The sequence below is a fragment of the Bacillus sp. PS108 genome, assembly GCF_037963335.1.
GTDB lineage: Bacteria > Bacillota > Bacilli > Bacillales > Bacillaceae > Bacillus > Bacillus subtilis.
The window spans coordinates 1,106,007-1,129,405 of record NZ_CP150155.1; the positions used below are offsets into that span (position 1 = coordinate 1,106,007).

The following is a 23,399-nucleotide window of genomic DNA, read 5'->3' on the forward strand; positions in this document are numbered from 1 at the left end:
ACCTCTTTCATATGATTAACGGCCAGGAGGCTGGAGCGGGACCAATGAACCTGTGTCGGGCTCCTGCAGCTGGAGCGGTTGCCCTGAGCCAGAAACTTCTGGTGCCGGTTCTACATAGCTTCCTGTATTATACAAATTTGACAGTGACTTGATTGATCCGGCGCTCCCGATTTGCAGAATGGAGGAGTTGCTGATTGATTCCAGCCGGAGATAGTTGATTTGAATGGTTTGATTAATATAGAAGTTCATGAGCCTCACTCCTTTTACGCATTGGCCACGATCGGCTGATCAACCGCATCATTGTCATACACATTCGTCGCGTTTTGATAATTCATCACCTTGAGGCTGTCGCCGGTATTAAAGCTGCCAGCACCGGCAAACGTTCTGACCTGAGCCTGAGGAGAAATCGTAATGCAGTCCCCGATGTGAACGACTCCGCTCGTACCAATCGCATTAATTTTAAACGCTCCGACAATGGCCGGCATACGAGCACATCCTTTGTTGAAAAATTAAAAAAAGACAGGTAAAGTGAAATGACAATTCTGATTTCAATTGGGCTATTCACGATAGCTTATGACAAACGCACATATGTGTGAGAGAAATTTAAAGGGGACATATCGGCTCTTGATGAAAGCGTTTTATTTTTTTCGGGCCGTTATGTTTAAACATGGCAAAAGAGGATGTTGGGTATAAATTGAGCGGAAATGCGGCGAAGGATGCCGCTATCCGCCTAGGGTGATTTTTGTTTATTTCTTTGGTGTTTTTGCGTGTAGAATGCTTTTTGGAGTATGTCGTGCTGCGGTATTCGATTTTTGGGCGGGCACATTCTCGCCCTGAGGTATATCCCAGAAGTGCTGAGCAAAAAGCGGAGTTACATGTGGTGTATTCTAATTGTTATAGAAAATGATTTACATACGGGAGTTTTCAAGATATCTCCCAAAAATCATTTCTTCTTTAATCCGGGTATTCAGCAGGATATCCAGCTCTTGGCTGCATTGAATCGTTTCTTTTGAATTCATGCCGTATTTTTGTGCGGTTTCAATTAGTGTGATCCTCATTTCTTCAATTTTACTGTTCATTACGCTATCTCCAATTCTAGATTTTATTTTGATATAAATACAGGATATCGTTAGTATAACCTATTTTGGCTCAAAAGGTTGCCTTTCGTCAATTTGACTAAAAAAGCGACAATTTTTGCTGCGGCCTTTTTAATGGAGAAAGGACTAAAGTCTTGCTAAGTGTGCTTGCAAAAAGTCCTGCCGTTCCTCAATTTCTCTAAGTATGTTTGTCTGCTCCTTTTCGATCTGAAAGGGGCTTTTTTTGATAAAAGGATCATCAGCAGCACTTTGACAAATGTCAAGGTGCCATTCGTTGATGAGAGGAGATAATCGTTCAATAGTAAACGACCGCTTCAGCACGTTTTTCATTAATGTGTGATATTGCGACCGGAAGGCGGGAATGGATAGAAGCCTTGACGAAAGCGTCTTTCCTTTTGTCAGAAGCGGGTCTTCGTCATACCATTCTTGTACGGCAAGCGATCTTGTCTCTATCGGGGAAACGTAAAGCCGGCCGGATTCGTTTAAACAAAATGTGTAGTAAAAGCCTTGATTGGTGCAGGCGTTGCCGATCAGCCACAAAAAAAACAGCTTGACATCCAGATACAATTTAATCCTTTCAGCCAATTCGTCATCTCCGGCTGTGCGGATCAGTATGAAAAATTCATGTAAGAATGCCGAGGAATCATTGTTAAAAAGGGACAACGGAACCCTTGGATCGGCCGTCTTCACTCCGTAACTCGTTTTACTGGCTGGCTGATGGTTATTGATGTTCAAATAAATGCCTTCAGGCTGGCCATTGATGGTCAGAAAGCTGTACGAGGCAGCGGGAGCAGGTACGCCGATCTGGTCAAAAAAACAATAGGCGAGTCTGCGCCGCATCAGGGACGGATCATCCTGTTCTGCATTCAAAAAAAGTGTCCTTTCACCAAGCAGAGACTTTTCCCAGCTGATTTCATAGGATGCCTTTTCCGCTCTGTCACGCTGTGTGAGAAGAATGGGAGAAACAGATCGATCTGTTACGAAAAGCCCCTTGGCAGTACCTTTCCTTTTCAGCTGCTCCCGGTGAAAAAATAAATGCACGCGCTCCATATTCTTTCCTCCTTCTCAAAACGACATTTGTATGATATGTAGAGCAAGCTCGTCCTGAAACGAAATGAAAACGGAAAGGAGAAAAAGGGATTTCAGCATTCGACAGAGAATACATGAAGGAGCATTCTGATTTAAAAGATGATGGAGGAATAACATGAAATTTGCGACAGGGGAACTTTACAACCGAATGTTTGTCGGCCTGATCATTGACGATGAGAAAATTATGGATTTGCAGAAGGCTGAAAAAAAACTGTTTGAACTTGAGACGATTCCGGGATCGCTGATTGAATGTATCGCAGAAGGGGATAAATTCGTTGCGCATGCAAGGCAGCTGGCCGAGTGGGCAAAGAAACCGAATGATGAGCTGGGATCATTTATGTATTCATTATCTGAGGTGAAGCTCCATGCACCCATTCCGAAGCCATCAAAAAATATCATCTGCATCGGCAAAAACTATCGGGATCACGCGATTGAAATGGGAAGCGAGGCTGATATTCCGGAGCATCCGATGGTATTTACAAAATCACCGGTAACGGTTACGGGGCATGGTGATATCGTAAAGAGCCATGAAGAGGTTACCTCTCAGCTTGATTATGAGGGAGAACTTGCTGTCGTGATCGGAAAAAGCGGGACTCGCATTTCAAAAGAAGATGCATATGACCATGTTTTCGGATATACGATTGTGAATGATATCACGGCGCGTGATCTGCAAAAAAGGCATAAGCAGTTTTTTATCGGAAAAAGCTTGGATACGACATGTCCGATGGGGCCCGTGCTTGTACATAAATCAACGATTCAGGAGCCAGAGCGCCTCAAGGTTGAAACAAGAGTCAACGGCGAGCTGCGCCAATCCGGTTCGGCAAGCGATATGATCTTTTCCATTCCGGAATTAATTGAAACCCTCTCAAAGGGGATGACGCTTGAAGCGGGCGACATTATTGCCACCGGTACGCCGTCTGGTGTCGGCAAGGGGTTTACGCCTCCAAAATTCTTGCGGTCAGGTGATAAAATTGATATTACAATTGATCCGATCGGAACGCTGTCAAACCAAATTGGCTGAATAAAACTGGAGGGCGGACCCGGACCCGCCCGTTTTTTCTGATAATCATCTTTGTGACAGAGGACAAGTTCATGGTACTATAAGTGGGGTAATTTATCTGATAGGGGGAACATATATGACACACCTACATATTACGACATGGGTGGTAGCGCTGATTCTGCTTTTCGTCAGCTACTCGCTGTATTCGTCAGGAAGTGCAAAGGGCGCAAAAATCACTCATATGATTCTGCGGTTATTCTATATCCTTATTATTTTGACAGGAGCTGAGCTGTTTGTCCGTTTCGCCAACTGGAACGGAGAATACGCCGGCAAAATGATTCTGGGCATTATCACCATCGGCCTGATGGAAATGCTCCTCATCCGCAAGAAAAAAGAAAAATCAACAGGAGGCCTGTGGGTCGGCTTCGTCATTGTCCTTTTGCTGACAGTGCTGCTCGGTCTGCATTTGCCAATTGGTTTTCAATTGTTTTAATAGAAAAACCTATGAACCCGGCTCTTTGATAGAGTTGGGTTTTTTTATATTTATCCCCTCATATTCCAAATCATTTAAAATAACCTTAAAATTCCCTGTAAGCGGTATCTCGTCCTATGAAATTATGATACCTTCAAGGAGATTCATTATTTTGCAGGAGGGATAACATGAAACGCAGAAAATTCAGCTCGGTTGTGGCGGCAGTGCTTATTTTTGCACTGATTTTCAGCCTTTTTTCTCCGGGAACCAAAGCTGCTGCGGCCGGCGCGATCGATCAGGCGGCTGCTCTGGAAAACGGCAAAGAACAGACAGGCGCCATGAAGGAGCCGGAACAGGTGAAATGGTACAAAGTGACTCCGGGAGCAACGGATATTCAGAAACACTCACATATGGCACTGACCGTAAAGAGTGATTCAGTACTGAATGTATCTGTATATCCAAGTAAGGAAAAAGCGCTTAAAGATGAAACGTTTGAGATGTACCGTTCTTTCACAGCGGAGGATGGAAAAAGCGAAGTCATTTTTCCATACGCGTGGAGCGGCCCTTACTATGTAAAAGTTGAATACCTCGGAGAAGAAGAGCCAGAGGACGGCGGAACGGCAGAAGCAGCTGCAGAAGCCAAGTATACGATCGGGTATAAAGGCACCAAAAAACAGCCGTCAGATTTAGAAGAGGAAGAAGCTTGTCCGGTTGAAATGAGTGTCGATCAGAAGAAATCAGGAAAAGGCATACTGGATAAGCTGAGAGCGATTCGTGATGAGCAGCTGAGCCAAACAGCAGAAGGCAAAGAACTGACAAGCCTTTATTACAAAGCAGCACCGTTTATCGTTGCAAAGCTCGCACTCAATAAAACAGCAAGAAATGAAATCTATCAGGATCTTGTGACATTAAAGCCTTTATTTGACGATGTGTCAGAAAACGGAGCATCATCCTCGTATAAGATCACTGAAAAGGATCAAAAAGCGATCAACCGGCTATATGATAAAGCTTTACAATCAGTCCCGTCATTCCTTAAAGAGGAGATAAAGAAACAAGCGGACCGACTAAATATGAAGCAGCTGCAAGGCAAAACAGCCGGAGCCATTTTAACAGAAAACAATATTGCAGCAAAAAGTGAAGTTCAGACAACAAAGGTTATTTTCAAGGTGAAGGACAATAAAAGCCTCTCATCCGTACATAATGAAATGAAGGGCTTTTCTGCAAGCGCGCAATCGAAAAAAGACATATCTAATGTGAAAAAGGCAAAGAAACTGTTTGACAATCTGTATTCATTTGAACTTCCGAAAGACGAGAAACAGAACGGCGCATATACGGCAAGCGCCAAAAGGGTCAAAAGCGCTGCTGCGACACTATCCAAGATGTCCAATGTAGAGTTTGCGGAACCCGTGCAGGAATACAAAAGCCTGGCAAACGATATTCAGTACCCTTATCAATGGCCGCTTAAAAACAACGGTGAAAACGGCGGTGTCAAAAACGCGGATGTGAAATATGAGCCTGCCAACACATTGCTGTCCAAACGCAAGCTTAACGATACACTCATTGCAGTAGTAGACACAGGCGTAGACAGCACGCTTGCTGATTTAAAAGGAAAAGTAAGAACAGATCTCGGACACAATTTTGTCGGACGAAATAACAATGCAATGGATGATCAGGGGCATGGGACGCATGTCGCAGGCATTATTGCGGCCCAAAGCGATAACGGCTATTCAATGACTGGATTGAATGCCAAAGCAAAAATCATCCCTGTAAAAGTGCTTGATTCCGCAGGTTCCGGAGATACTGAACAAATTGCTCTCGGCATCAAATATGCTGCTGACAAAGGAGCAAAGGTGATTAATTTAAGTTTAGGCGGAGGCTACAGCCGCGTGCTTGAATTTGCTTTGAAGTACGCAGCTGACAAAAATGTGTTGATTGCCGCAGCCAGCGGGAATGATGGAGAAAATGCCTTATCTTATCCTGCATCTTCTAAATATGTGATGTCAGTCGGCGCAACGAACCGCATGGATATGACCGCTGATTTCTCTAACTATGGAAAAGGTCTGGACATCTCTGCTCCAGGGTCTGATATCCCGAGCTTAGTGCCGAACGGAAATGTCACGTACATGAGCGGAACGTCTATGGCGACGCCGTATGCTGCCGCTGCTGCAGGATTGCTGTTTGCTCAAAATCCTAAGCTGAAAAGAACAGAAGTTGAGGATATGTTGAAAAAGACGGCAGATGATATTTCCTTTGAAAGTGTCGATGGCGGAGAAGAAGAGTTGTATGACGATTATGGCGATCCGATTGAAATTCCGAAGACACCTGGTGTAGACTGGCATTCAGGCTACGGGCGGCTGAATGTCATGAAGGCTGTCAGCGCAGCTGATTTACAGCTTAAGGTCAACAAGCTGGAAAGCACTCAAACAGCTGTCAGAGGGAACGCGAAGGAAGGCACACTTATCGAGGTGATGAACGGCAAAAAGAAACTCGGCAGCGCCAAAGCCGGAAAAGACAATGCGTTCAAGGTTAATATCGCGACTCAAAAACAGGATCAAGTACTGTATGTGAAAGCAACAAAAGGCGATGCGAAAACATCGTATAAAGTTGTCGTCGTCAAAGGAAAACCTTCCGGCACACCGAAAGTAAACGCGGTGAAAACGAAGGATACGGCAGTAAAAGGGAAGGCAAACAGCAAAGCGATGATCAGAGTGAAAAACAAATCAAAGAAAGTCATTGCTTCTGCCAAAGCTGACGCAAAAGGAACGTTTTCGGTGAAAATCAAAAAACAAAAAGCCGGAACGGTGCTGTACGTCACGGCTGCGGATACAGATAAAAAAGAAAGCAAGGAAGCAAAAGTTGTTGTTGAAAAGTAACCAAAAAGCGGTGCCTCGATGCACCGCTTTTTTATTTGCGCCCCCGTTGGACTGCTGAATACATAATGGATCGCTTTCCGTTTGAAGCCGTCCATTCAAAACGGTCTCCTGTCCCTTCGCTGCTGTAGTGATGCTGCATCGCGCATTGTGCGGTGTCATTTGAAAAGTGATAAAAGGACACACCCTGCCCCGCTGAAGTATTCGAAAAGACTCCTTTATTATAAGAAAAGACGCAATCGAATACCGATAAGCCGAAGCTGTGCAAGTGCTGCAGAAATGCGAGAAAGGTTTCGTCGTCAAGCGAATCCAAAAGCGCCATGAGCGGCCGCTTGACTGATTTCTCATAGCGGATGCGTTCTCCGCCGGAAAGGGAGATGTTTTCTGCACCGCATGCCAAAACCAACTTGTCCTGAAAGCCGGCTTGCTCCCACTTTCCTTTATGATGGATCCAGATTGGGCTGTGTTGGAGACTGTCCGCCAGCAGTATATCGCCTTCACCGTTTTCGATTAAGCAGATGCCTTCTTCAATGAGGATGGTGCCGTATTCCCACTTTCGTTCCTCTGTATATAACAATTGTTTCCGTTTCATCCATGCTGTCTCCTTTTTCTTCATTCCTCTCTTTTCTTTCCAATTCAAGCCTGTCCCATACAACTCTTTTATGGACAAATCAACTATCTGCCTATAGATGCATAAACTTACTAAGGTGCTGAAAGAAACGAAATTGTTACGAAAGAAACGGGATTGGAGCTGATGTCACATGTGTGGAATTACGGGTTGGGTCGATTTTAAAAAGCAGCTCGTCCAGGAAAAACAAACGATGGACAGAATGACAGACACTCTTTCCAAACGAGGGCCTGATGATTCAAACGTTTGGGGGGAGCACCATGTTTTATTCGGACATAAAAGACTTGCGGTTGTTGATATTGAAGGCGGACGCCAGCCGATGGCGTGTACCTATAAAGGGGATACGTACACCATTATTTACAATGGCGAGCTTTATAACACGGAAGATTTGCGCAAAGAATTGCGGGCGCGGGGCCATCAATTCGAGCGTACGTCAGATACCGAGGTGCTTCTGCACAGCTACATCGAGTGGCAGGAAGACTGTGTCGACCATCTCAATGGCATATTCGCTTTCGCTGTGTGGGATGAAAAGCGTAATCTGCTGTTTGCCGCGAGAGACCGTCTCGGTGTAAAGCCGTTTTTTTACACGAAGGAAGGCTCTTCATTTCTCTTCGGGTCGGAAATCAAAGCAATCCTCGCGCACCCTGATATAAAAGCGCGAGTGGACAGAACGGGACTTTCTGAAATTTTCGGTCTTGGACCGTCCAGAACCCCGGGCACTGGCATATTTAAAGGTATAAAAGAAATCCGCCCGGCTCACGCGCTGACATTTTCCAAAGACGGACTTAATATTTGGCGTTATTGGAATGTTGAAAGCGAAAAACATACGGACAGTTTTGATGACACGGTTGCCAATGTCAGATCGTTATTTCAGGACGCGGTGACGCGGCAGCTTGTGTCGGATGTGCCTGTTTGCACATTCCTATCAGGCGGTCTGGACTCAAGCGCGATTACAGCGATTGCGGCGGGCCATTTTGAAAAGGAAGGAAAAGCACCGCTTCATACTTATTCGATTGATTACGAAGAGAACGATAAATATTTTCAAGCAAGCGCTTTTCAGCCGAATGATGACGGACCATGGATTGAAAAAATGACAGAGGCTTTCGGCACAACGCACCACAAATGCGTCATCAGCCAAAAAGACCTCGTTGATCATTTGGAGGAAGCTGTACTGGCCAAAGACTTGCCGGGAATGGCGGATGTCGACTCATCCCTGCTGTGGTTTTGCCGGGAAATCAAAAAGGACTTTGTCGTCAGCCTATCGGGAGAGTGCGCGGATGAGATTTTCGGCGGGTACCCGTGGTTCCATACGGCAGATGTTGAGTCTGGCTTTCCATGGATGAGATCAACGGAGGAGCGGATCAAGCTGCTTTCTGACTCATGGCAGAAAAAATTGAATCTGAAAGAATACGTAAATGCCAAATATGAAGAAACCTTGGCAGAAACGCCATTATTAGATGGTGAAACGGGTGTGGATAAAGCAAGAAGACAGCTGTTCTATTTAAATATGCTTTGGTTTATGACGAACCTTTTGGATCGGAAGGATCGCATGAGCATGGGGGCGAGCCTGGAAGTGCGGGTGCCGTTCGCCGATCACCGGCTTGTGGAATATGTTTGGAATATTCCGTGGGAAATGAAAATGCATGATAATCGGGAAAAAGGCATTTTACGCAAAGCGCTTGAAGGTATTTTGCCTGATGACATTCTGTATCGCAAAAAAAGCCCGTATCCGAAAACACATCATCCGGAATATACAAAAGGCGTCAGCGAATGGCTGAAAACGATCAGAAGCCAAAAGGACTCCGTGCTCCATACCTTGCTGGACAGAAAACAATTAGATCAGCTTTTAGAAACGGAAGGCTCCTCCTTCAAGGTGCCGTGGTTCGGGCAGCTCATGAAGGGGCCTCAGCTGATCGCCCATCTTGCTCAAATTCATACATGGTTTGAAGCGTATCGCATTGATATTGATGAAGGATAAAGAAAAAGCCGATTCTGCTCAAAGGAATCGGCTTTTTCTTCATATACAATTGCGAGAAAACATAATAGACTTGAAGAAGCAGTGATACATAGGAGTGAAAAGAAATGAAAGAGATAATAGAAGCCTATCAGCAATGCGGCCAGATCGTCAGCGCCCGCGAACCAGCCTGTTACAAAGCATTTTCGTTTCTTCCTCTGAAGCAAAGGCAGGCAGCTTGGGCGGTTATGGCGTTTTGCCATACGGCAGCCAATGCGGATGAGAAGGCGTTATCTGCCATTAAAGCTGAGGCGGAAGATGTTTTTTCCGGTACGTATAACGGGAATCATTTTTTGTGGAAGGCTTTCGGCCATGCCTACCAGACATTTACACTGGACAGCGAGCCATTCCGTGAGTTCATTGCCGCACAGAAAGCGGAAGATAAACCGTTTGGAAACCTTGATGAATTGCTCATGCACGCATACCAGACAGGCGGGGCAGCCGGATTGATGCTTCTCCCGATTATGGCGCGCCGGCATCAGAAACAGCTGACACATGCAGCCGGTTCTCTCGGTTTAGCGATTCAGCTGATTCGAATTCTGAGAGATATCGGCACTGGCCAACAGCAAAAAAGCCGTATCCCTCGGGAAGTAATGCAGCAATTCGGCTATACAGAGGCTGATCTCCAAAAAGGCACCGTGAATAAGGCGTTCACAATGACGTGGGAGTATATCGCTTTTGAAGCAGAAGCCTACCTTGAAGAGTGTCAGGATGCCTTGCCGCTATTTCCGCAGTATTCTCAAAAAACGGTGAAAGCCGCTCTTCATTTGCACCGGGCTGTTATAGAAAAAATCCGGGCGAAGCAGCACGATGTATTTCAACATCACTTCGCTCTCACAGAGACCGAAGTGAAGCAGATTCTCTCTGATATCTAAAAAAACACCCGGCCTTGATTGAGCCGGGTGTTATGCCATACCTTTTTGAATCCAAATACGTGAGCGCCATCTTCTGTACATTAAGATTCCCCGGACCCATTCATCCGCGATAAAAGAAATCCAAATGCCGGCAAGACCGAAACCGAGGTGGATGCCGAAAAGATAAGCAAGCGGGAGGCCGATGCCCCACATTGAAATCATTGCCATGTAAACCGGGAATTTCGCATCCCCCGCGGCCCGCAGAGAGTTAATGATAATGACATTAAACGAGCGGCCTGGTTCAAGGATAATGGTCATGGCAATCAATAGGCTTGCAGTTGCTATAATGTCAGGGCTTTGTGTGAAGAGTCCGATCAGGTCTTTTGAAAAGATCGTCATCAAAACAGAGGTAGCCGCAGCAATTCCGAGTGCCCAATATAAGCTCTTCATGCAGCGCTCATAAGCGGCATCAAATTGTTTGCCGCCGATATAACGGCCGATTAAGATTTGTGTACCCTGGCTGATCGCAGTGCCGAACAGCAAAATAAACATCGTAATATTTTGCGTATACACTTTTGTTGTCAACGCCTGCGCGCCCATGATGGCGATAAAATACGTGACAATCATTTGCGAAAGGTTGTATGAAAGCTGCTCTCCCGCAGAAGGAATGCCGATTTTCAGCAGCTTGCGCAAATGCTCTTTATGCATATGAAAGACTTTTTTCAGCGACATCTTCAGCTGGATGCGTTTGTTGACAATCACAATCATCGCGATTAATCCGATGACGCGGGCGATAGATGTGGACATGGCCACACCGGCAACGCCGAGAACAGGAAAGCCGAACAAACCGAAAATCACAACAAAGTTTCCGGCAATGTTTAAAATGTTCATGCCGATAGTGACAAACATTGTATCTTTTGTGTAGCCGTAGCTTTTTAAGATCGCGCTGAATGTCATGATTAAAGCCTGAATAAAGGACAGACCTCCGACAACTTGTAAAAAGACTTTCGCATCAGGCATCAGTGCGTTTGATAATCCCATCATATGAAGCAGAGGGACAGCCGCGAAAAAGACGACGGCGCTGATGGCCAGGCTGATGAAGAAGTTGGCGCCGATTGACACATAAGCGACTTCCATGGCTTCTTTCTTTTGCCGTGAGCCTAGAAATTGCGAAATGATAACGGTCGTTCCTGTTGCGATAAAGCTGAACATCACGATAATTAAATTTAAAATCTGGTTGCTGACGCCGACTGCTGCCACGCTGTTATCCGAGTATTGGCTGAGCATCAGTGTATCGGCATTACCCATAAACATATATAATGAGACCTCAATGAAGATCGGCCAAGTAAGCGAAAATAATGAGAACGTTTTGTCAGCGGGTTTTTTCAAAGCAGTTGATTTGAAGACAGCTTGTTTCATAGTGTCTAACCCCTTTCGTAAATAAAATCAACGTTTTAAAGTGTACCTCCATTTCCTTATAATAAAAAGGGATAGAAACGATACTTCTTGTAAAAATCCGACTTAAAAAGGAGGATGATTCAAATGCCTCGCATCCTGTTTACAGTCCCGCCTTTTCCGGTATTTATCGCAGCCGGGGAAGGGGTTTTTAAAAAAGGAGAAACCCATGTGAAACGTGTATTCTCCGTGTTTGATCTGATATATGTCAAACAGGGAACGTTATATATAACGGAAAATGAAACATCGTTTTCTGTTGAAGGCGGCGAGTACATCTTGCTTTCTCCCGGTCTTGAACACTACGGGACGAAGGGCAGTGATGAAGCAACCTCCTACTATTGGCTTCACTTCGATGAACATCGTTATGAATTTACGACAAAGGGAGGCAGCAACTGGTCTGAGCTTCAGCAGGAAAAAGGGAGCTTCGAAGAGCCGGCCCGCTACGGATTGGCCTTGCCGAGAAAAGGCAAGGTGCAGCGCCCGCAGTTTATGGCGCAGCAGTTTGAAAAGCTGATCGATTACTCCGCGGAAAACTCTGATTTGCCGCTCAGAAAGCAAATTTTATTTGAGGAGCTGATACTGCATCTTCAAAAAGAAGCGTTCCAAATACCGTCTGCGAAAGAGCGGGTAGCCTGGGAGGCGGCCCGGTACTTACAGGAGCACTATAAGGAAAAGACGACAATCAAGGATCTGTCGCTCGCTCTTCACTATCATCAGGATTATGTGAGCCGCTGCATGCAGCAGGTGCTCGGCGTAACTCCGGCACAATACACGAACCGGGTGAGAATGACGGAAGCGAAGCGTCTTTTATCCTCTACAAATGATAAAATGGGCGTTATTGCGGAAACGGTCGGAATGGAAGATCCGACATACTTTTCAAAACTCTTTAAGCAGATAGAAGGCATTTCACCAATTGAATACCGGAAAATTGTCAGCCGGAAAGTTCAATAACCAGACGAGGGATGAACATGAAAACAACAATTTACGATGTGGCAAAGGCGGCGGGTGTCTCGATCACAACTGTGTCCCGTGTGATAAACAATACGGGGAGAATCAGCGATAAAACAAGGCAGAAGGTCATGAATGTCATGAATGAAATGGCATACACGCCCAATGTCCACGCCGCGGCGTTAACGGGAAAACGAACGAATATGATTGCTCTCGTGGCGCCTGATATTTCAAATCCGTTTTACGGCGAACTGGCCAAAAGCATTGAGGAAAGAGCGGATGAGCTCGGTTTTCAAATGTTGATTTGCAGCACCGATTACGATCCGAAAAAAGAAACAAAGTATTTTTCTGTGCTGAAACAGAAAAAGGTGGATGGCATTATTTTTGCAACAGGGATTGAAAGCCATGACAGTATGTCTGCTTTGGAGGAAATCGCCAGTGAACACATTCCGATTGCCATGATTTCTCAGGATAAGCCGCTTCTTCCGATGGATATTGTTGTGATAGATGACGTTCGTGGCGGATATGAGGCTGCCAAGCATCTTCTGTCACTCGGCCACACGAACATCGCCTGCATTATTGGAGACGGGTCAACGACAGGCGAAAAAAATAGAATCAAAGGCTTCCGTCAGGCGATGGAGGAAGCGGGCGTGCCCATTGATGAATCACTTATCATCCAGACGCGGTTTTCCTTGGAAAGCGGCAAGGAAGAAGCGGGAAAATTGCTCGACAGAAACGCTCCGACTGCTATTTTTGCCTTCAACGACGTATTGGCTTGTGCCGCCATACAAGCTGCGAGAATAAGAGGCATAAAAGTGCCGGATGATCTTTCTATCATTGGTTTTGATAATACGATACTCGCAGAAATGGCGGCTCCGCCCCTGACAACCGTAGCCCAGCCGATAAAAGAGATGGGGCGGAGCGTCATCGAACTGCTGGCAGAAGCAATAGAGGGAAAACGAAAGGCGAAACAAAAAATAGTGCTCCCGCCTGAGCTTGTAGTCAGACATTCTACATCACCGCTCAACACATGAGCCCGCTAATGAGCGGGTTTTTTCATTATGACAGTTGAAGCCAAAAAAACATATTGCGTGTAAACCAAAGGCAGTGTAAAATGAAACCATCTTTTGAGAAAGCGCTTGCACAAAATGGTAGAGCGGATAGAACCGCTGTTTTTTTAGCTGTTAAGAGAAAGCGCTTTCCCGAAGCGAGCCCGAAATGAGATAAAGGAGAGGATGGGACGTGGAACATCAAGTAAGGTGCGCAGTATTGGGATTAGGAAGGCTCGGTTATTATCATGCGAAAAATCTCGTCACCAGTGTGCCGGGGGCAAAGCTGGTTTGTGTCGGTGATCCGTTAAAAGGGAGAGCGGAGCAGGTTGCCAGAGAACTCGGTATCGAAAAATGGTCAGAGGACCCGTATGAAGTGTTAGAAGATACCGGCATTGACGCTGTCATTATCGTAACGCCGACAAGCACACATGGTGATATGATCATCAAAGCTGCCGAGAACGGCAAACAGATCTTTGTTGAAAAACCGCTGACATTAAGCCTTGAGGAATCTAGAGCAGTTTCTGAAAAAGTGCAGGAGACAGGTGTCATCTGCCAAGTCGGCTTTATGAGACGGTTCGATCCAGCATACGCAGATGCCAAACGGCGGATCGACGCTGGAGAAATCGGCAAACCTATCTATTATAAAGGCTTTACGCGCGACCAAGGCGCGCCTCCCGCAGAATTTATCAAACACAGCGGTGGGATTTTTATTGACTGTTCCATCCATGACTATGATATTGCCCGTTATTTGCTAGGGGCGGAAATTACTTCTGTTTCAGGACACGGCAGGATTCTGAACAATCCGTTTATGGAGCAGTACGGCGATGTGGATCAGGCGCTGACGTATATTGAATTTGACTCCGGCGCAGCGGGGGACGTCGAGGCAAGCAGAACCTCTCCATACGGACATGATATCCGGGCGGAGGTGATCGGGACAGAGGGCAGTATTTTCATTGGGACATTGAGAAATCAACATGTGACCATCCTTTCGGCTAAAGGGAGCAGTTATGATATCATTCCAGACTTTCAAACTCGTTTTCATGAAGCCTACTGCTTGGAGCTTCAGCATTTCGCCGAGTGTGTCCGTGATCGAAAAACACCGATTGTGACAGATATTGATGCGACGATCAATTTAGAAGTGGGTATCGCCGCAACCAATTCCTATAAGAGCGGCAGGCCCGTACAGCTTGATGTGAAGCGCGCTTATACAGGTATGTAAAAGCTAATGTGTTGCATTTGAGGCTTTCCGCAAAAAAAGCAAGGACATTTTAGCCCTTGCTTTCTCTTTTCTCATATAAATAGTACATATAATCAGTAGGTACGCCTGAATGGCCCAGCTGTCTCAGCATGGCGGTTACGTTCCCTCTGTGGTAAGTGCCGTGATTGACGACATGCAGGATGGTGTCTGCATAGGTTGATTCCAGTGTACCTAGTTTCGGATGCTGCATTGTGAAGGTCTGTTCTAAGTCCGTCTGGCGGCTGAAGAAATCATGATACTGTGACTCCAGCTCGGCAGCGTGCTGTTTAATCGCTGCCATATTACCTTGCGCGGACTCTAATTTGCCTGCGCTGTCTATAATCTCTTGGTAGGCCACTCCCGAAAGAACATTCAGCCAAATGTAGTCAGCCCTGCACATATGAAGCAGCACGTCGCTGACAGAAGGAAATACGCTCTTTACTTCTTGATAGGCAGTTTCCTCCGGCAGATTTTCGATATGGGTAAATATTTTCTTGTTTGCCCAAGAATGATAGTCATAAAACTGTTTTGCATCAGTCATCAGCATGCCCCCTTTTCTAAGAAATTCGTTTTTTCATCTGTTTCTCCTTCAATTGCAAAAGAGTGACACCCCAAAATATCCTGCCGCTGCCCACATTACCGCTGCAGAGCATTTGTTTACGATCAGCATAAGCCTGCCGCTCGTATCTATCGTCTGAAACAATCGGCCCGCTATTGCAAGGCTGATAAACCAAATCCAAGACACAGCGATGCAGGCGGCCATAAAGAGCCATTTCTCAAGCCCCGAATATTGAAGAGAGCTCGTGCCGATGACGCCGATCGTGTCCAGAATGGCATGCGGGTTTAAAAGAGAAACAGCGGCCGCAAATGCAACTTGCTTTTTTGGTGTGAACGTATGTTTCTCATTTTGGCTTGTGTTCGGACGGCTGTTCCAAGTCACCCAGCCCATATAGAGCAAAAATAAAAATCCGCCGGCCATCATGACTGTCTCAAACACAGGCAGCTCCTGCACAATGACAGACACGCCCGCAACGGCTAATACGATTAACAAGGTATCGCAGACTGAAGCACTGATGACAGCTGGGAGAGCCCGCCAAATATGCTTTTGCCACGCGCCTTGCTGAAAAATAAACACATTCTGCACTCCCAGCGGCAAAATTAAGCCAAACGCGAGCACAATTCCGTGAATGATTGCATTCATGCTGAAAAAGCTCCTTTCACATTTTTTTCAATCATAAGAGAGATTGTCACTAAAGTCTCCAGCCATTTGGTTGGGTTAGAAACCAGCCAAATGTATAATGTGTAAAAAAGGGGGGGCATGACCTTGTCGCAATGGCAGCCAAGCCGAAAGTCGGATGTTCCGCTGCATCGGCAGATCGAACAATATATGAAAGACAAGATTCTTCACGGAGAGTGGGCTGTAGGGACGAAAATCCCCTCACAGAGAACGCTGGCCGACATATTTCAAGTCAATCGCAGCACAGTCACAGCAGCCATAGATGAACTCACGTCTCAAGGCTTGTTAGAGGGAAGAAGAGGCGGCGGTACGAAGGTTGTAAACAGTACTTGGAGCATGCTGGCGGCTGAGCCTCCGCTTGATTGGAGCGATTACGTCCGTTCGGGCATTCATCGCGCCAATTCTTCCATCATTCAAGCTATTAATCAGAACGAACCAAGAGCGGATATCATCAGATTAGGAACTGGAGAACTTTCACCGGATCTTGTGCCTGCTGACACAATTGGACGGATGTTTCAGCAAATCAATCCGGGCGCCCTGTCTTTAGGATATGAGCAGCCGAAAGGAAACCGTCAGCTGCGGGAGGCAGTGGCCGACCATTTAAAAGGAAAGAAGATCCATGTGTCACCGTCTGCAATTTTAATTGTGTCCGGTGCACTTCAGGCACTTCAGCTCATCTCAATTGGACTTTTAAAACGAGATTCTGTCATTTTGACGGAGAAGCCGTCCTACCTTCAATCCTTGCATGTATTTCAATCAGCTGGGATGCGGCTTCGCGGCTTGCCGATGGATGATGAAGGGGTCAAAGCGGGGCTTGTTTCTTCTAATCGAAAACAATATGGAGGACAGCTGCTTTACACGATTCCGTCGTTTCATAATCCGACAGGCACAGTCATGTCAGAGCAGCGAAGGAAAGAGATCATCAGCCTGTCAAAAAAAGAGCAGCTGCCCATCATTGAGGATGATGCGTACGGTGATTTATGGTTTGAAGAAAAACCGCCGCAGCCGTTGAAAGCCATGGATCATGAGGGCAATATTCTGTATCTGGGTACGTTTTCAAAAACGGTTAGCCCCGGTCTGCGAATCGGCTGGCTTGCAGGTCCGGAGCCGGTTATTGAAAGGCTGGCGGACATTAAAATGCAGACAGACTACGGATCAAGCGGCCTGTCCCAGTGGGCGGCTGCCGAGTGGCTGTCACAGGGATATTATGAAGAGCATCTGACTTGGGTACGCAGGAAGCTTAAAGAAAGGAGAGACGCCGCCGTTCATTTTCTCGAGCGGTATGCCGGGGACATTGCCACGTGGCGGATTCCCGCAGGCGGCTTTTATATTTGGGTGACATTTCACAAAAACCTGCCTGTTAGCCGTTTCTTTTATGGATTGCTGAAACGGCAGGTGCTTGTGAATCCCGGCTACATTTATGACGGTGAAGACCGAAACAGCATCAGGCTGTCATATTCCTATGCATCTCTTGGAGATTTGGAAACTGGCATTAAAGCGGCAGCTGAAACAGCACGCCGCCTGATGATGTCCTAGGCTTTGGTTATACGATGACAGCTCCCAGTGCCCTGGCGAAGGCAATCGCGTGCTCAGGTGCGATTTTGCAGCCTTTCAATTTGTCGAGGGAGACATGAAGCTGTTCAAAACGGCACGTGCTGATGTCCATGTTTTGAAGGGACGTGCCGGTAAAGCTGGCGCCTTCCAATTCGCATCCGTCAAAGTGTGTCTGCTGGAGCACCGTATCGCTGCATTCACTTTGCATAAGAGCACAGTGATCAAATCGAACTTGTTTCATATTTGAGTACGAAAATGAGCTGAAATGTCCGTGGCATTCCTCGAATGAAACATTCCGCAGCGTTGCTTCCGCCACATTCATTCCAACCATTTTTGACTGCTTAACTGAAGTTCTGTGAATGACAGCCCCGCTGAAATCGGCGTTTGATAAATCGCATTTTTCAAAGATCACATCGGTCAGTTCAATATGCCGAAAAGACACATCGATAAAGACGACATTTCTGAATACCGTTTTTTCAACACATAGTCTTTCGATATCTTCGCCGCAGATGGTGCAATCTTCAAACAAATGCATGCTGATTACATCATCCTGTGTCACGGCATCATGAAAATCTGCGGTTTGCAGGTTTTCCGGTATGTTCGGTTTTTGAATTGCGATTTTATTCATGTGATGACATCCTTTGCTGCCCGAAAAACAGAGGCTTCCGGGTTCAATTTAATAGATCGTTAAGGAAATTGATACATATAGTAAATCGTGAAGAGCCTTTTCTTGGTACAGCAGCCCGCTTGTTTTGTAAGCATAAATGGAAAGCTTCCTATACGTCAAGGCGTTTACAGGCCGAAAAAGCCAAAGGGAACAGGAGGAATGCGGAATGGGGCATTACATCAAAACCGAGGAGCATGTGACACTGTTTGTAGAGGATATCGGACATGGAAGGCCGATCATCTTTTTGCACGGGTGGCCGTTGAATCATAAGATGTTTGAATATCAAATGAATGAGCTTCCGAAAAGGGGATTTCGTTTTATCGGCGTTGATTTGCGGGGATATGGGCAATCTGACCGCCCTTGGGAAGGCTACGATTATGACACGATGGCCGATGATGTGAAAGCAGTCATTTATACGCTGCAGCTTGAGAATGCGATTCTTGCCGGTTTTTCAATGGGCGGCGCAATTGCAATCCGTTATATGGCAAGGCATGAAGGAGCCGATGTTGATAAGCTGATTTTACTGTCTGCGGCGGCCCCCGCGTTTACAAAACGCCCGGGTTATCCGTACGGGATGAGGAAGCAGGATATTGACGATATGATTGAATTGTTCAAAGCTGATCGGCCCAAAACACTGGCTGATTTAGGGAAACAGTTTTTTGAGAAAAAAGTGTCTCCAGAGCTTAGGCAGTGGTTTCTCAATCTGATGCTGGAGGCTTCCTCCTACGGGACGATCCACTCGGGCATCGCATTAAGAGACGAAGATCTCAGAAAGGAACTTGCTGCAATCAAGGTGCCGACGCTGATCCTGCACGGGAGAAAGGATAGAATTGCGCCGTTTGATTTTGCGAAAGAATTGAAGCGCGGCATCAAACAGTCGGAATTGGTTCCGTTTGCAAACAGCGGGCACGGAGCATTTTATGAGGAAAAAGAGAAGATCAACAGTTTGATTGCGCAGTTCTCCAACTCATAAGAAAAAACCCGACATTGATCGGGTTTTTTATATAATTCCTCTGTTTTGCAGTGCGTTAATGATGAGATCAGCTCCATCGGAAATAGAGGTCTGGTCAGACTCAATGATGAAATCGGGTGAAAGCGGCGCTTCATACGGAGAATCGATCCCGGTGAAATGTTTGATCTCTCCGTTTCGCGCTTTTTTATAAAGCCCTTTTGGATCGCGCTGTTCACAAACATGCAGCGGGCACTTCACATAAATTTCGAAGAACTCACCTTTAGGAAAGAGCGCTCTAACCATGTCCCGATCCTCTCTGAATGGAGAAATAAAAGCCGTTAAAATCATTTGCCCGCTGTCGACAAACAGCTTCGCCACTTCTCCGATCCGGCGGATGTTTTCAATCCTGTCACCAGTCTGAAATCCAAGATCTTTGTTTAAGCCGTGGCGGATATTATCACCGTCAAGCACGTAGCTCTGAATGCCCTTGCGGTAAAGCTTTTCATCGACAGCATTGGCCAGCACCGATTTTCCGGAGCCGGACAAACCTGTAAACCAAAGGACGCAGCTTTTGTGTCCGTTTAAGGACTGTCTGTCAGACTTTGAGATGGCAGCGGGATGCCAAATGATGTTCGGATTGTGTGTCATTGCAATTCCCCGCTGTTTTGCTTGATGGCAACAGGCTGTTGGTGAAGTCCCTTGATCAGCACGGCTGCGACCTCAGGCCGGCTGAATTCTTTAGGCGGCTTTTTGCCTTGGCGGAGAAGCTCTCTCACTTTTGTGCCTGATAAGTGGATGTGGTCTCTCGGGCTGTGCGGACATGTTTTGGAGGTGCCCATGTTTCCGCATTTTCGGCAATAAAAGCTGTGCTCAAAAAACAGCGGCTTGATGCCCAGCTCTTCCTCTGTGAATGATTGAAAAATATTTTGGGCGTCGTATGTTCCATAGTAGCTGCCGACACCCGCGTGATCACGGCCTACAATAAAATGGGTACAGCCGTAATTTTTTCGGACGAGCGCATGGAAAATCGCTTCCCGCGGACCTGCATAACGCATGGCGGCAGGGAAAACCGATAACATGACACGATCCTTTGGATAATAGTGATTAAGCAAAGCCTGGTAGCTCTCCATTCTGATATCGCTGGGGATATCGTCTGACTTTGTTTCTCCGACAAGTGGGTGAAGCAGCAGACCGTCGACCGTTTCTAACGCTGTTTTTTGAATGTATTCATGCGCTCTGTGAACAGGGTTCCTGGTTTGAAAGCCGACAATCGTCTTCCAGCCGAGTTTTTGAAAGGCCGCTCTTGTTTCAGCGGGCGTTGCATAAAACTGTTCGAAAGATTTGTCAGGCAGGCTGCTGACCGTGATAGGCCCTCCGATATAGTAATCCGGGCGCGCCAGCAATTTTTTTACGCCTGGGTGGGCAGGATCGTTTGTTTTAAAAACAGACAGTGCTTCTTGTGTTTTATCAGGCTGGTATATATCGGTGACTGTGATCATGCCGTAGGTAACACCGTCTTTCACAAGCTTGACGTGATCTCCGGCAGACAGCTGTCTTGCTGTTTTTTCTCCGACAGGCAGCGTAATCGGCAGGCTCCACGGCAAGCCGTTTGCCAGCCTCATCTCTTTCACAACGGAATGATAATCTTTTTCTCCCAAAAAACCTGTTAACGGGCTGTAGCCGCCGATCGCAATAAGCTCCAGATCACTCAGTGCAAGCTGATCCAGCTCTGCTTGGCACGCGCACCCTTCAAAATGGCATGCGGGATCACAGCGGTTGATTAATACCCCTCCGTGGGGTTCGTTTCCATTCAACGTGTTCAACCTCCATTTATACGTTTCCTTGTTTTCTTTTCTGCACTTAATGAAAGTTTGACATCAGCGCCTTAACATCATTTCGATTCTCACATCAAGAACCTGCCATCCGCTATTCTTGATGCAGGCCGCATTCTGTTTTCTCCCGTCCGGCCCATCTTCCAGCCCTCTCATCGTTCGGGTCCGGGGAAGGCAGTGTACACATTTCACAGCCTATGCTCGGATAATGTTGATCGTGCAGTTTGTTATAAGGCAAATTGTGCAGGCGGATGTACGTCCAAACGTCATCCCATGTCCAGTGGATAAGCGGGCAAATTTTGATGAGCTCAAACTTCTGGTCCAGGTTTACGTATTGAATATGCTTTCTCGTTGGTGACTGATCCCGGCGCAGTCCTGAAATCCAAGCTGTCATGCCGGACAGGTGCTTTTTGAGCGGTTCGATTTTCCGCAATTGGCAGCAGAGGTTCGGGTTATGCTTCCACAGCTCTCCGCCGTACTTCGTCCCCTGTTCTGTTAAGCTCAGCTCGGGTTCGAGCATCTGGATTGCAAATCCCGGATATCGTTCTTTGACGGTCTCGATCAGCTCATATGTTTCCTGAAAATGAAGCCCGGTATCCAAAAAGATGATGTGTGCGTTTTTGTTGATTTTTGATATTAAGTCGAGAAGCACCATTCCTTCTGCGCCAAAGCTGCAGGCGTACACAATCTTTTCTCCGTACGTTCGGTAAGCCCATTTCAACACATCGAGCTCATCGATCAATTGATCCGTTATCTGTTTGGACAGCATGTCGTTCCAAGTGTCATATGTGATGGTTTCGTTCAATGTTTTCCCCCCGTTTGCATCTGCTTTTTTTATCTATTGATCGAGTTATAGGCAGACTATTCATTTTTTGCATAAAGGTTCAGGTTTTAGGTGCCGCGCCCGCCTAAAATGAGGTGCGGAACCATTAAGAGCCCGGCTGAATATGCTTTTTAGCAAAATGGTTTTATGCCCAAGGAGAGGTAGTATGCCGATTGCCATTTATCAGGGGCATCATCATTCGCTTGCCCCGGCGGACATTAACATCGTCATTGATGTCATCAGAGCCTTTACGGTCGCCCATTATGCGTTTATCGGCGGGGCGAAAGAGATTTTGTTGGTCCGGACAGCTGATGAAGCCTTTGCGCTGAAAGACACCTATCCGGATTATGTTTTGACGGGAGAGGAAAAGGGGGTCGGTATCAGCGGATTTGATTTAGATAATTCTCCAAAACGTATGGCTGGGCAGAATATGACGGATAAAAGCCTGATCCAGAAAACAACAAACGGCGTCACAGCAGCATTGGGGGCGCTGAACGCAAAGCATCTGTTCGTAACTGGATTTTCCAATGCCAAAACAACGGCACAGCATGTGAAAAAGCTCGTCGCAAACGATTGTGTCATAAACATAGTGGCTTCCCATCCATCCGGTGATGACGATATGGCATGTGCGGAGTATATCAAAGGCATCATTGAAGGGACAAATGTGGTAACGGCTGCGGAGGCGATTGAAAGAATAAAAGGCTCTTCTGTTGCGGAGAAGTTTTTTGACTGCCGCCAGCCATTGTTTGATTCGGAAGACATCGTTTACTGTACAAAAGAACTGACGGGCGATTTCGTGATGAAAGTGAAACAAGATGGAGAAGTTCCAACGATAGAGAGGGTCATAATATGAATGATTTTTCACTAGAATTGCCAGTGAGAACAAACAAGCCGAGAGAAACCGGGCAGTCCATTTTAATTGATAACGGCTATCCCTTGCAATTTTTCAAAGATGCGATAGCCGGAGCGTCCGACTATATTGATTTTGTGAAATTCGGCTGGGGCACATCATTACTTACGAAAGATCTTGAAGAAAAAATCAGCACACTGAAAGAACATGACATTACATTTTTCTTTGGCGGCACACTGTTTGAAAAGTACGTAAGCCAGAAAAAAGTGAATGAATTTCATCGGTACTGCACCTATTTCGGCTGTGAATATATTGAGATTTCAAACGGTACGCTCCCGATGACAAATAAAGAGAAAGCGGCTTACATTGCCGATTTTTCTGATGAATTTCTTGTGCTCAGTGAGGTGGGCAGCAAGGATGCGGAATTAGCAAGCCGGCAAAGCTCTGAGGAATGGCTTGAATATATCGTTGAGGATATGGAAGCGGGCGCGGAAAAAGTGATTACAGAAGCCAGAGAAAGCGGAACGGGAGGGATCTGTTCCAGCAGCGGCGATGTCAGGTTTCAAATTGTTGACGACATCATTTCCTCGGATATTGATATCAACAGGCTGATTTTTGAAGCGCCTAACAAAACGCTTCAGCAAGGGTTTATTCAAAAAATCGGGCCGAATGTGAATCTTGCCAATATTCCATTTCATGATGCCATCGCGTTGGAAACGCTGCGTTTAGGGCTAAGATCCGATACCTTTTTTCTGTAAAATAGCGGCT

Annotated in this window: 22 protein-coding genes and 2 pseudogenes; 12 read left to right on the top strand and 12 right to left on the bottom strand. The window is 46.3% G+C overall.

The features are described 5' to 3' along the window. Window positions 1-15: 15 nt before the first annotated feature. The 4 genes from gerPB to NSQ16_RS05690 form a co-directional block, all read right to left on the bottom strand. A complete protein-coding gene (gene gerPB / locus NSQ16_RS05675; RefSeq protein ID WP_003233090.1) occupies window positions 16-249 on the bottom strand; it encodes a spore germination protein GerPB in 234 nt (77 codons plus the stop codon). 14 nt (window positions 250-263) lie between these two features. Next, window positions 264-485, bottom strand: coding sequence for a spore germination protein (locus NSQ16_RS05680; protein WP_003233088.1), 222 nt, complete (start codon window positions 483-485; stop codon window positions 264-266). Window positions 486-908: 423 nt separating this feature from the next. Then, the gene (gene yisI, locus NSQ16_RS05685; protein ID WP_003233086.1) at window positions 909-1,079 is read right to left on the bottom strand and encodes an aspartyl-phosphate phosphatase YisI; all 171 of its coding nucleotides are present in this window, start codon (window positions 1,077-1,079) and stop codon (window positions 909-911) included. 144 nt (window positions 1,080-1,223) lie between these two features. Beyond that, window positions 1,224-2,147, bottom strand: a complete 924-nt coding sequence (locus NSQ16_RS05690) for a CotH kinase family protein (protein WP_080529155.1) — start codon at window positions 2,145-2,147, stop codon at window positions 1,224-1,226. 154 nt (window positions 2,148-2,301) lie between these two features. Here NSQ16_RS05690 and NSQ16_RS05695 point away from each other — a divergent pair, with 154 nt between their 5' ends. The 3 genes from NSQ16_RS05695 (at window position 2,302) to wprA (ending at window position 6,531) form a co-directional block, all read left to right on the top strand. After that, window positions 2,302-3,207, top strand: a complete 906-nt coding sequence (locus NSQ16_RS05695; protein ID WP_003233084.1) for a fumarylacetoacetate hydrolase family protein — start codon at window positions 2,302-2,304, stop codon at window positions 3,205-3,207. A gap of 115 nt (window positions 3,208-3,322) precedes the next feature. Continuing rightward, window positions 3,323-3,679 (top strand): YisL family protein, encoded by a 357-nt coding sequence (locus NSQ16_RS05700; RefSeq protein WP_003244937.1) that lies wholly within the window; start codon window positions 3,323-3,325, stop codon window positions 3,677-3,679. 167 nt (window positions 3,680-3,846) lie between these two features. Continuing rightward, on the top strand, window positions 3,847-6,531 hold the full coding sequence (gene wprA, locus NSQ16_RS05705; RefSeq protein ID WP_216995886.1) for a peptidase S8: 2,685 nt from the start codon (window positions 3,847-3,849) through the stop codon (window positions 6,529-6,531). Window positions 6,532-6,562: 31 nt separating this feature from the next. Here the strand turns inward: wprA and NSQ16_RS05710 are convergent, their stop codons facing one another. Then, window positions 6,563-7,144, bottom strand: coding sequence for a DUF2777 domain-containing protein (locus NSQ16_RS05710; protein WP_230488477.1), 582 nt, complete (start codon window positions 7,142-7,144; stop codon window positions 6,563-6,565). Between the two features lie 145 nt (window positions 7,145-7,289). Here NSQ16_RS05710 and asnB point away from each other — a divergent pair, with 145 nt between their 5' ends. Continuing rightward, window positions 7,290-9,134: an asparagine synthase (glutamine-hydrolyzing) gene (gene asnB, locus NSQ16_RS05715; RefSeq protein ID WP_230488449.1), complete on the top strand. Its 1,845-nt coding sequence runs from the start codon at window positions 7,290-7,292 to the stop codon at window positions 9,132-9,134. An 81-nt stretch (window positions 9,135-9,215) separates the two neighbouring features. Beyond that, a pseudogene (locus NSQ16_RS05720) lies at window positions 9,216-10,045 on the top strand (phytoene/squalene synthase family protein). 30 nt (window positions 10,046-10,075) lie between these two features. Here the strand turns inward: NSQ16_RS05720 and NSQ16_RS05725 are convergent. After that, complete coding sequence (locus NSQ16_RS05725; RefSeq protein ID WP_014476390.1) at window positions 10,076-11,443, bottom strand: MATE family efflux transporter; 1,368 nt, start codon at window positions 11,441-11,443, stop codon at window positions 10,076-10,078. A gap of 123 nt (window positions 11,444-11,566) precedes the next feature. On the opposite strand from NSQ16_RS05725, the gene NSQ16_RS05730 reads away from it, so the two are divergent. The 3 genes from NSQ16_RS05730 to iolX all read left to right on the top strand — a co-directional run bounded on the left by NSQ16_RS05730 (window position 11,567) and on the right by iolX (window position 14,698). Continuing rightward, window positions 11,567-12,430, top strand: coding sequence for an AraC family transcriptional regulator (locus tag NSQ16_RS05730; protein ID WP_230488450.1), 864 nt, complete (start codon window positions 11,567-11,569; stop codon window positions 12,428-12,430). 17 nt (window positions 12,431-12,447) lie between these two features. Continuing rightward, entirely contained in the window at window positions 12,448-13,461 is a 1,014-nt protein-coding gene (gene degA / locus NSQ16_RS05735; RefSeq protein WP_015715647.1) for a transcriptional regulator DegA, read from the top strand. Window positions 13,462-13,669: 208 nt separating this feature from the next. After that, window positions 13,670-14,698 carry a scyllo-inositol 2-dehydrogenase gene (gene iolX / locus NSQ16_RS05740; protein ID WP_041345119.1) on the top strand — a complete coding sequence of 343 codons (1,029 nt, stop codon included), beginning with the start codon at window positions 13,670-13,672 and terminating at the stop codon, window positions 14,696-14,698. Window positions 14,699-14,747: 49 nt separating this feature from the next. On the opposite strand, the gene NSQ16_RS05745 is transcribed toward iolX, so the two are convergent. Further along, window positions 14,748-15,257 carry a DinB family protein gene (locus NSQ16_RS05745; RefSeq protein ID WP_064671447.1) on the bottom strand — a complete coding sequence of 170 codons (510 nt, stop codon included), beginning with the start codon at window positions 15,255-15,257 and terminating at the stop codon, window positions 14,748-14,750. A gap of 48 nt (window positions 15,258-15,305) precedes the next feature. Next, a pseudogene (locus tag NSQ16_RS05750) lies at window positions 15,306-15,967 on the bottom strand (LysE/ArgO family amino acid transporter). A gap of 67 nt (window positions 15,968-16,034) precedes the next feature. On the opposite strand from NSQ16_RS05750, the gene NSQ16_RS05755 reads away from it, so the two are divergent. Further along, on the top strand, window positions 16,035-17,489 hold the full coding sequence (locus NSQ16_RS05755; RefSeq protein WP_085186299.1) for a PLP-dependent aminotransferase family protein: 1,455 nt from the start codon (window positions 16,035-16,037) through the stop codon (window positions 17,487-17,489). A 7-nt stretch (window positions 17,490-17,496) separates the two neighbouring features. On the opposite strand, the gene NSQ16_RS05760 is transcribed toward NSQ16_RS05755, so the two are convergent. Beyond that, a complete protein-coding gene (locus NSQ16_RS05760; RefSeq protein ID WP_003233060.1) occupies window positions 17,497-18,135 on the bottom strand; it encodes a pentapeptide repeat-containing protein in 639 nt (212 codons plus the stop codon). A 205-nt stretch (window positions 18,136-18,340) separates the two neighbouring features. Between NSQ16_RS05760 and NSQ16_RS05765 the strand changes: the two genes are divergently transcribed. After that, complete coding sequence (locus tag NSQ16_RS05765; protein WP_003245141.1) at window positions 18,341-19,147, top strand: alpha/beta hydrolase; 807 nt, start codon at window positions 18,341-18,343, stop codon at window positions 19,145-19,147. A 27-nt stretch (window positions 19,148-19,174) separates the two neighbouring features. Here NSQ16_RS05765 and cysC read toward each other — a convergent pair whose 3' ends face one another. The 3 genes from cysC to NSQ16_RS05780 form a co-directional block, all read right to left on the bottom strand. Continuing rightward, on the bottom strand, window positions 19,175-19,774 hold the full coding sequence (gene cysC, locus NSQ16_RS05770; RefSeq protein ID WP_003245829.1) for an adenylyl-sulfate kinase: 600 nt from the start codon (window positions 19,772-19,774) through the stop codon (window positions 19,175-19,177). After that, the gene (gene sat / locus NSQ16_RS05775) at window positions 19,771-20,940 is read right to left on the bottom strand and encodes a sulfate adenylyltransferase (RefSeq protein WP_003233054.1); all 1,170 of its coding nucleotides are present in this window, start codon (window positions 20,938-20,940) and stop codon (window positions 19,771-19,773) included. Before sat ends, cysC begins: the two co-directional genes overlap by 4 nt. 112 nt (window positions 20,941-21,052) lie before the next feature. Then, window positions 21,053-21,763: a phosphoadenylyl-sulfate reductase gene (locus NSQ16_RS05780; RefSeq protein WP_003244757.1), complete on the bottom strand. Its 711-nt coding sequence runs from the start codon at window positions 21,761-21,763 to the stop codon at window positions 21,053-21,055. A 184-nt stretch (window positions 21,764-21,947) separates the two neighbouring features. On the opposite strand from NSQ16_RS05780, the gene NSQ16_RS05785 reads away from it, so the two are divergent. After that, the gene (locus NSQ16_RS05785) at window positions 21,948-22,634 is read left to right on the top strand and encodes a 2-phosphosulfolactate phosphatase (RefSeq protein WP_003233050.1); all 687 of its coding nucleotides are present in this window, start codon (window positions 21,948-21,950) and stop codon (window positions 22,632-22,634) included. After that, the gene (locus tag NSQ16_RS05790; protein ID WP_003233048.1) at window positions 22,631-23,389 is read left to right on the top strand and encodes a phosphosulfolactate synthase; all 759 of its coding nucleotides are present in this window, start codon (window positions 22,631-22,633) and stop codon (window positions 23,387-23,389) included. The genes NSQ16_RS05785 and NSQ16_RS05790 overlap by 4 nt, the downstream gene beginning before the upstream one ends. Window positions 23,390-23,399 lie beyond the last annotated feature (10 nt).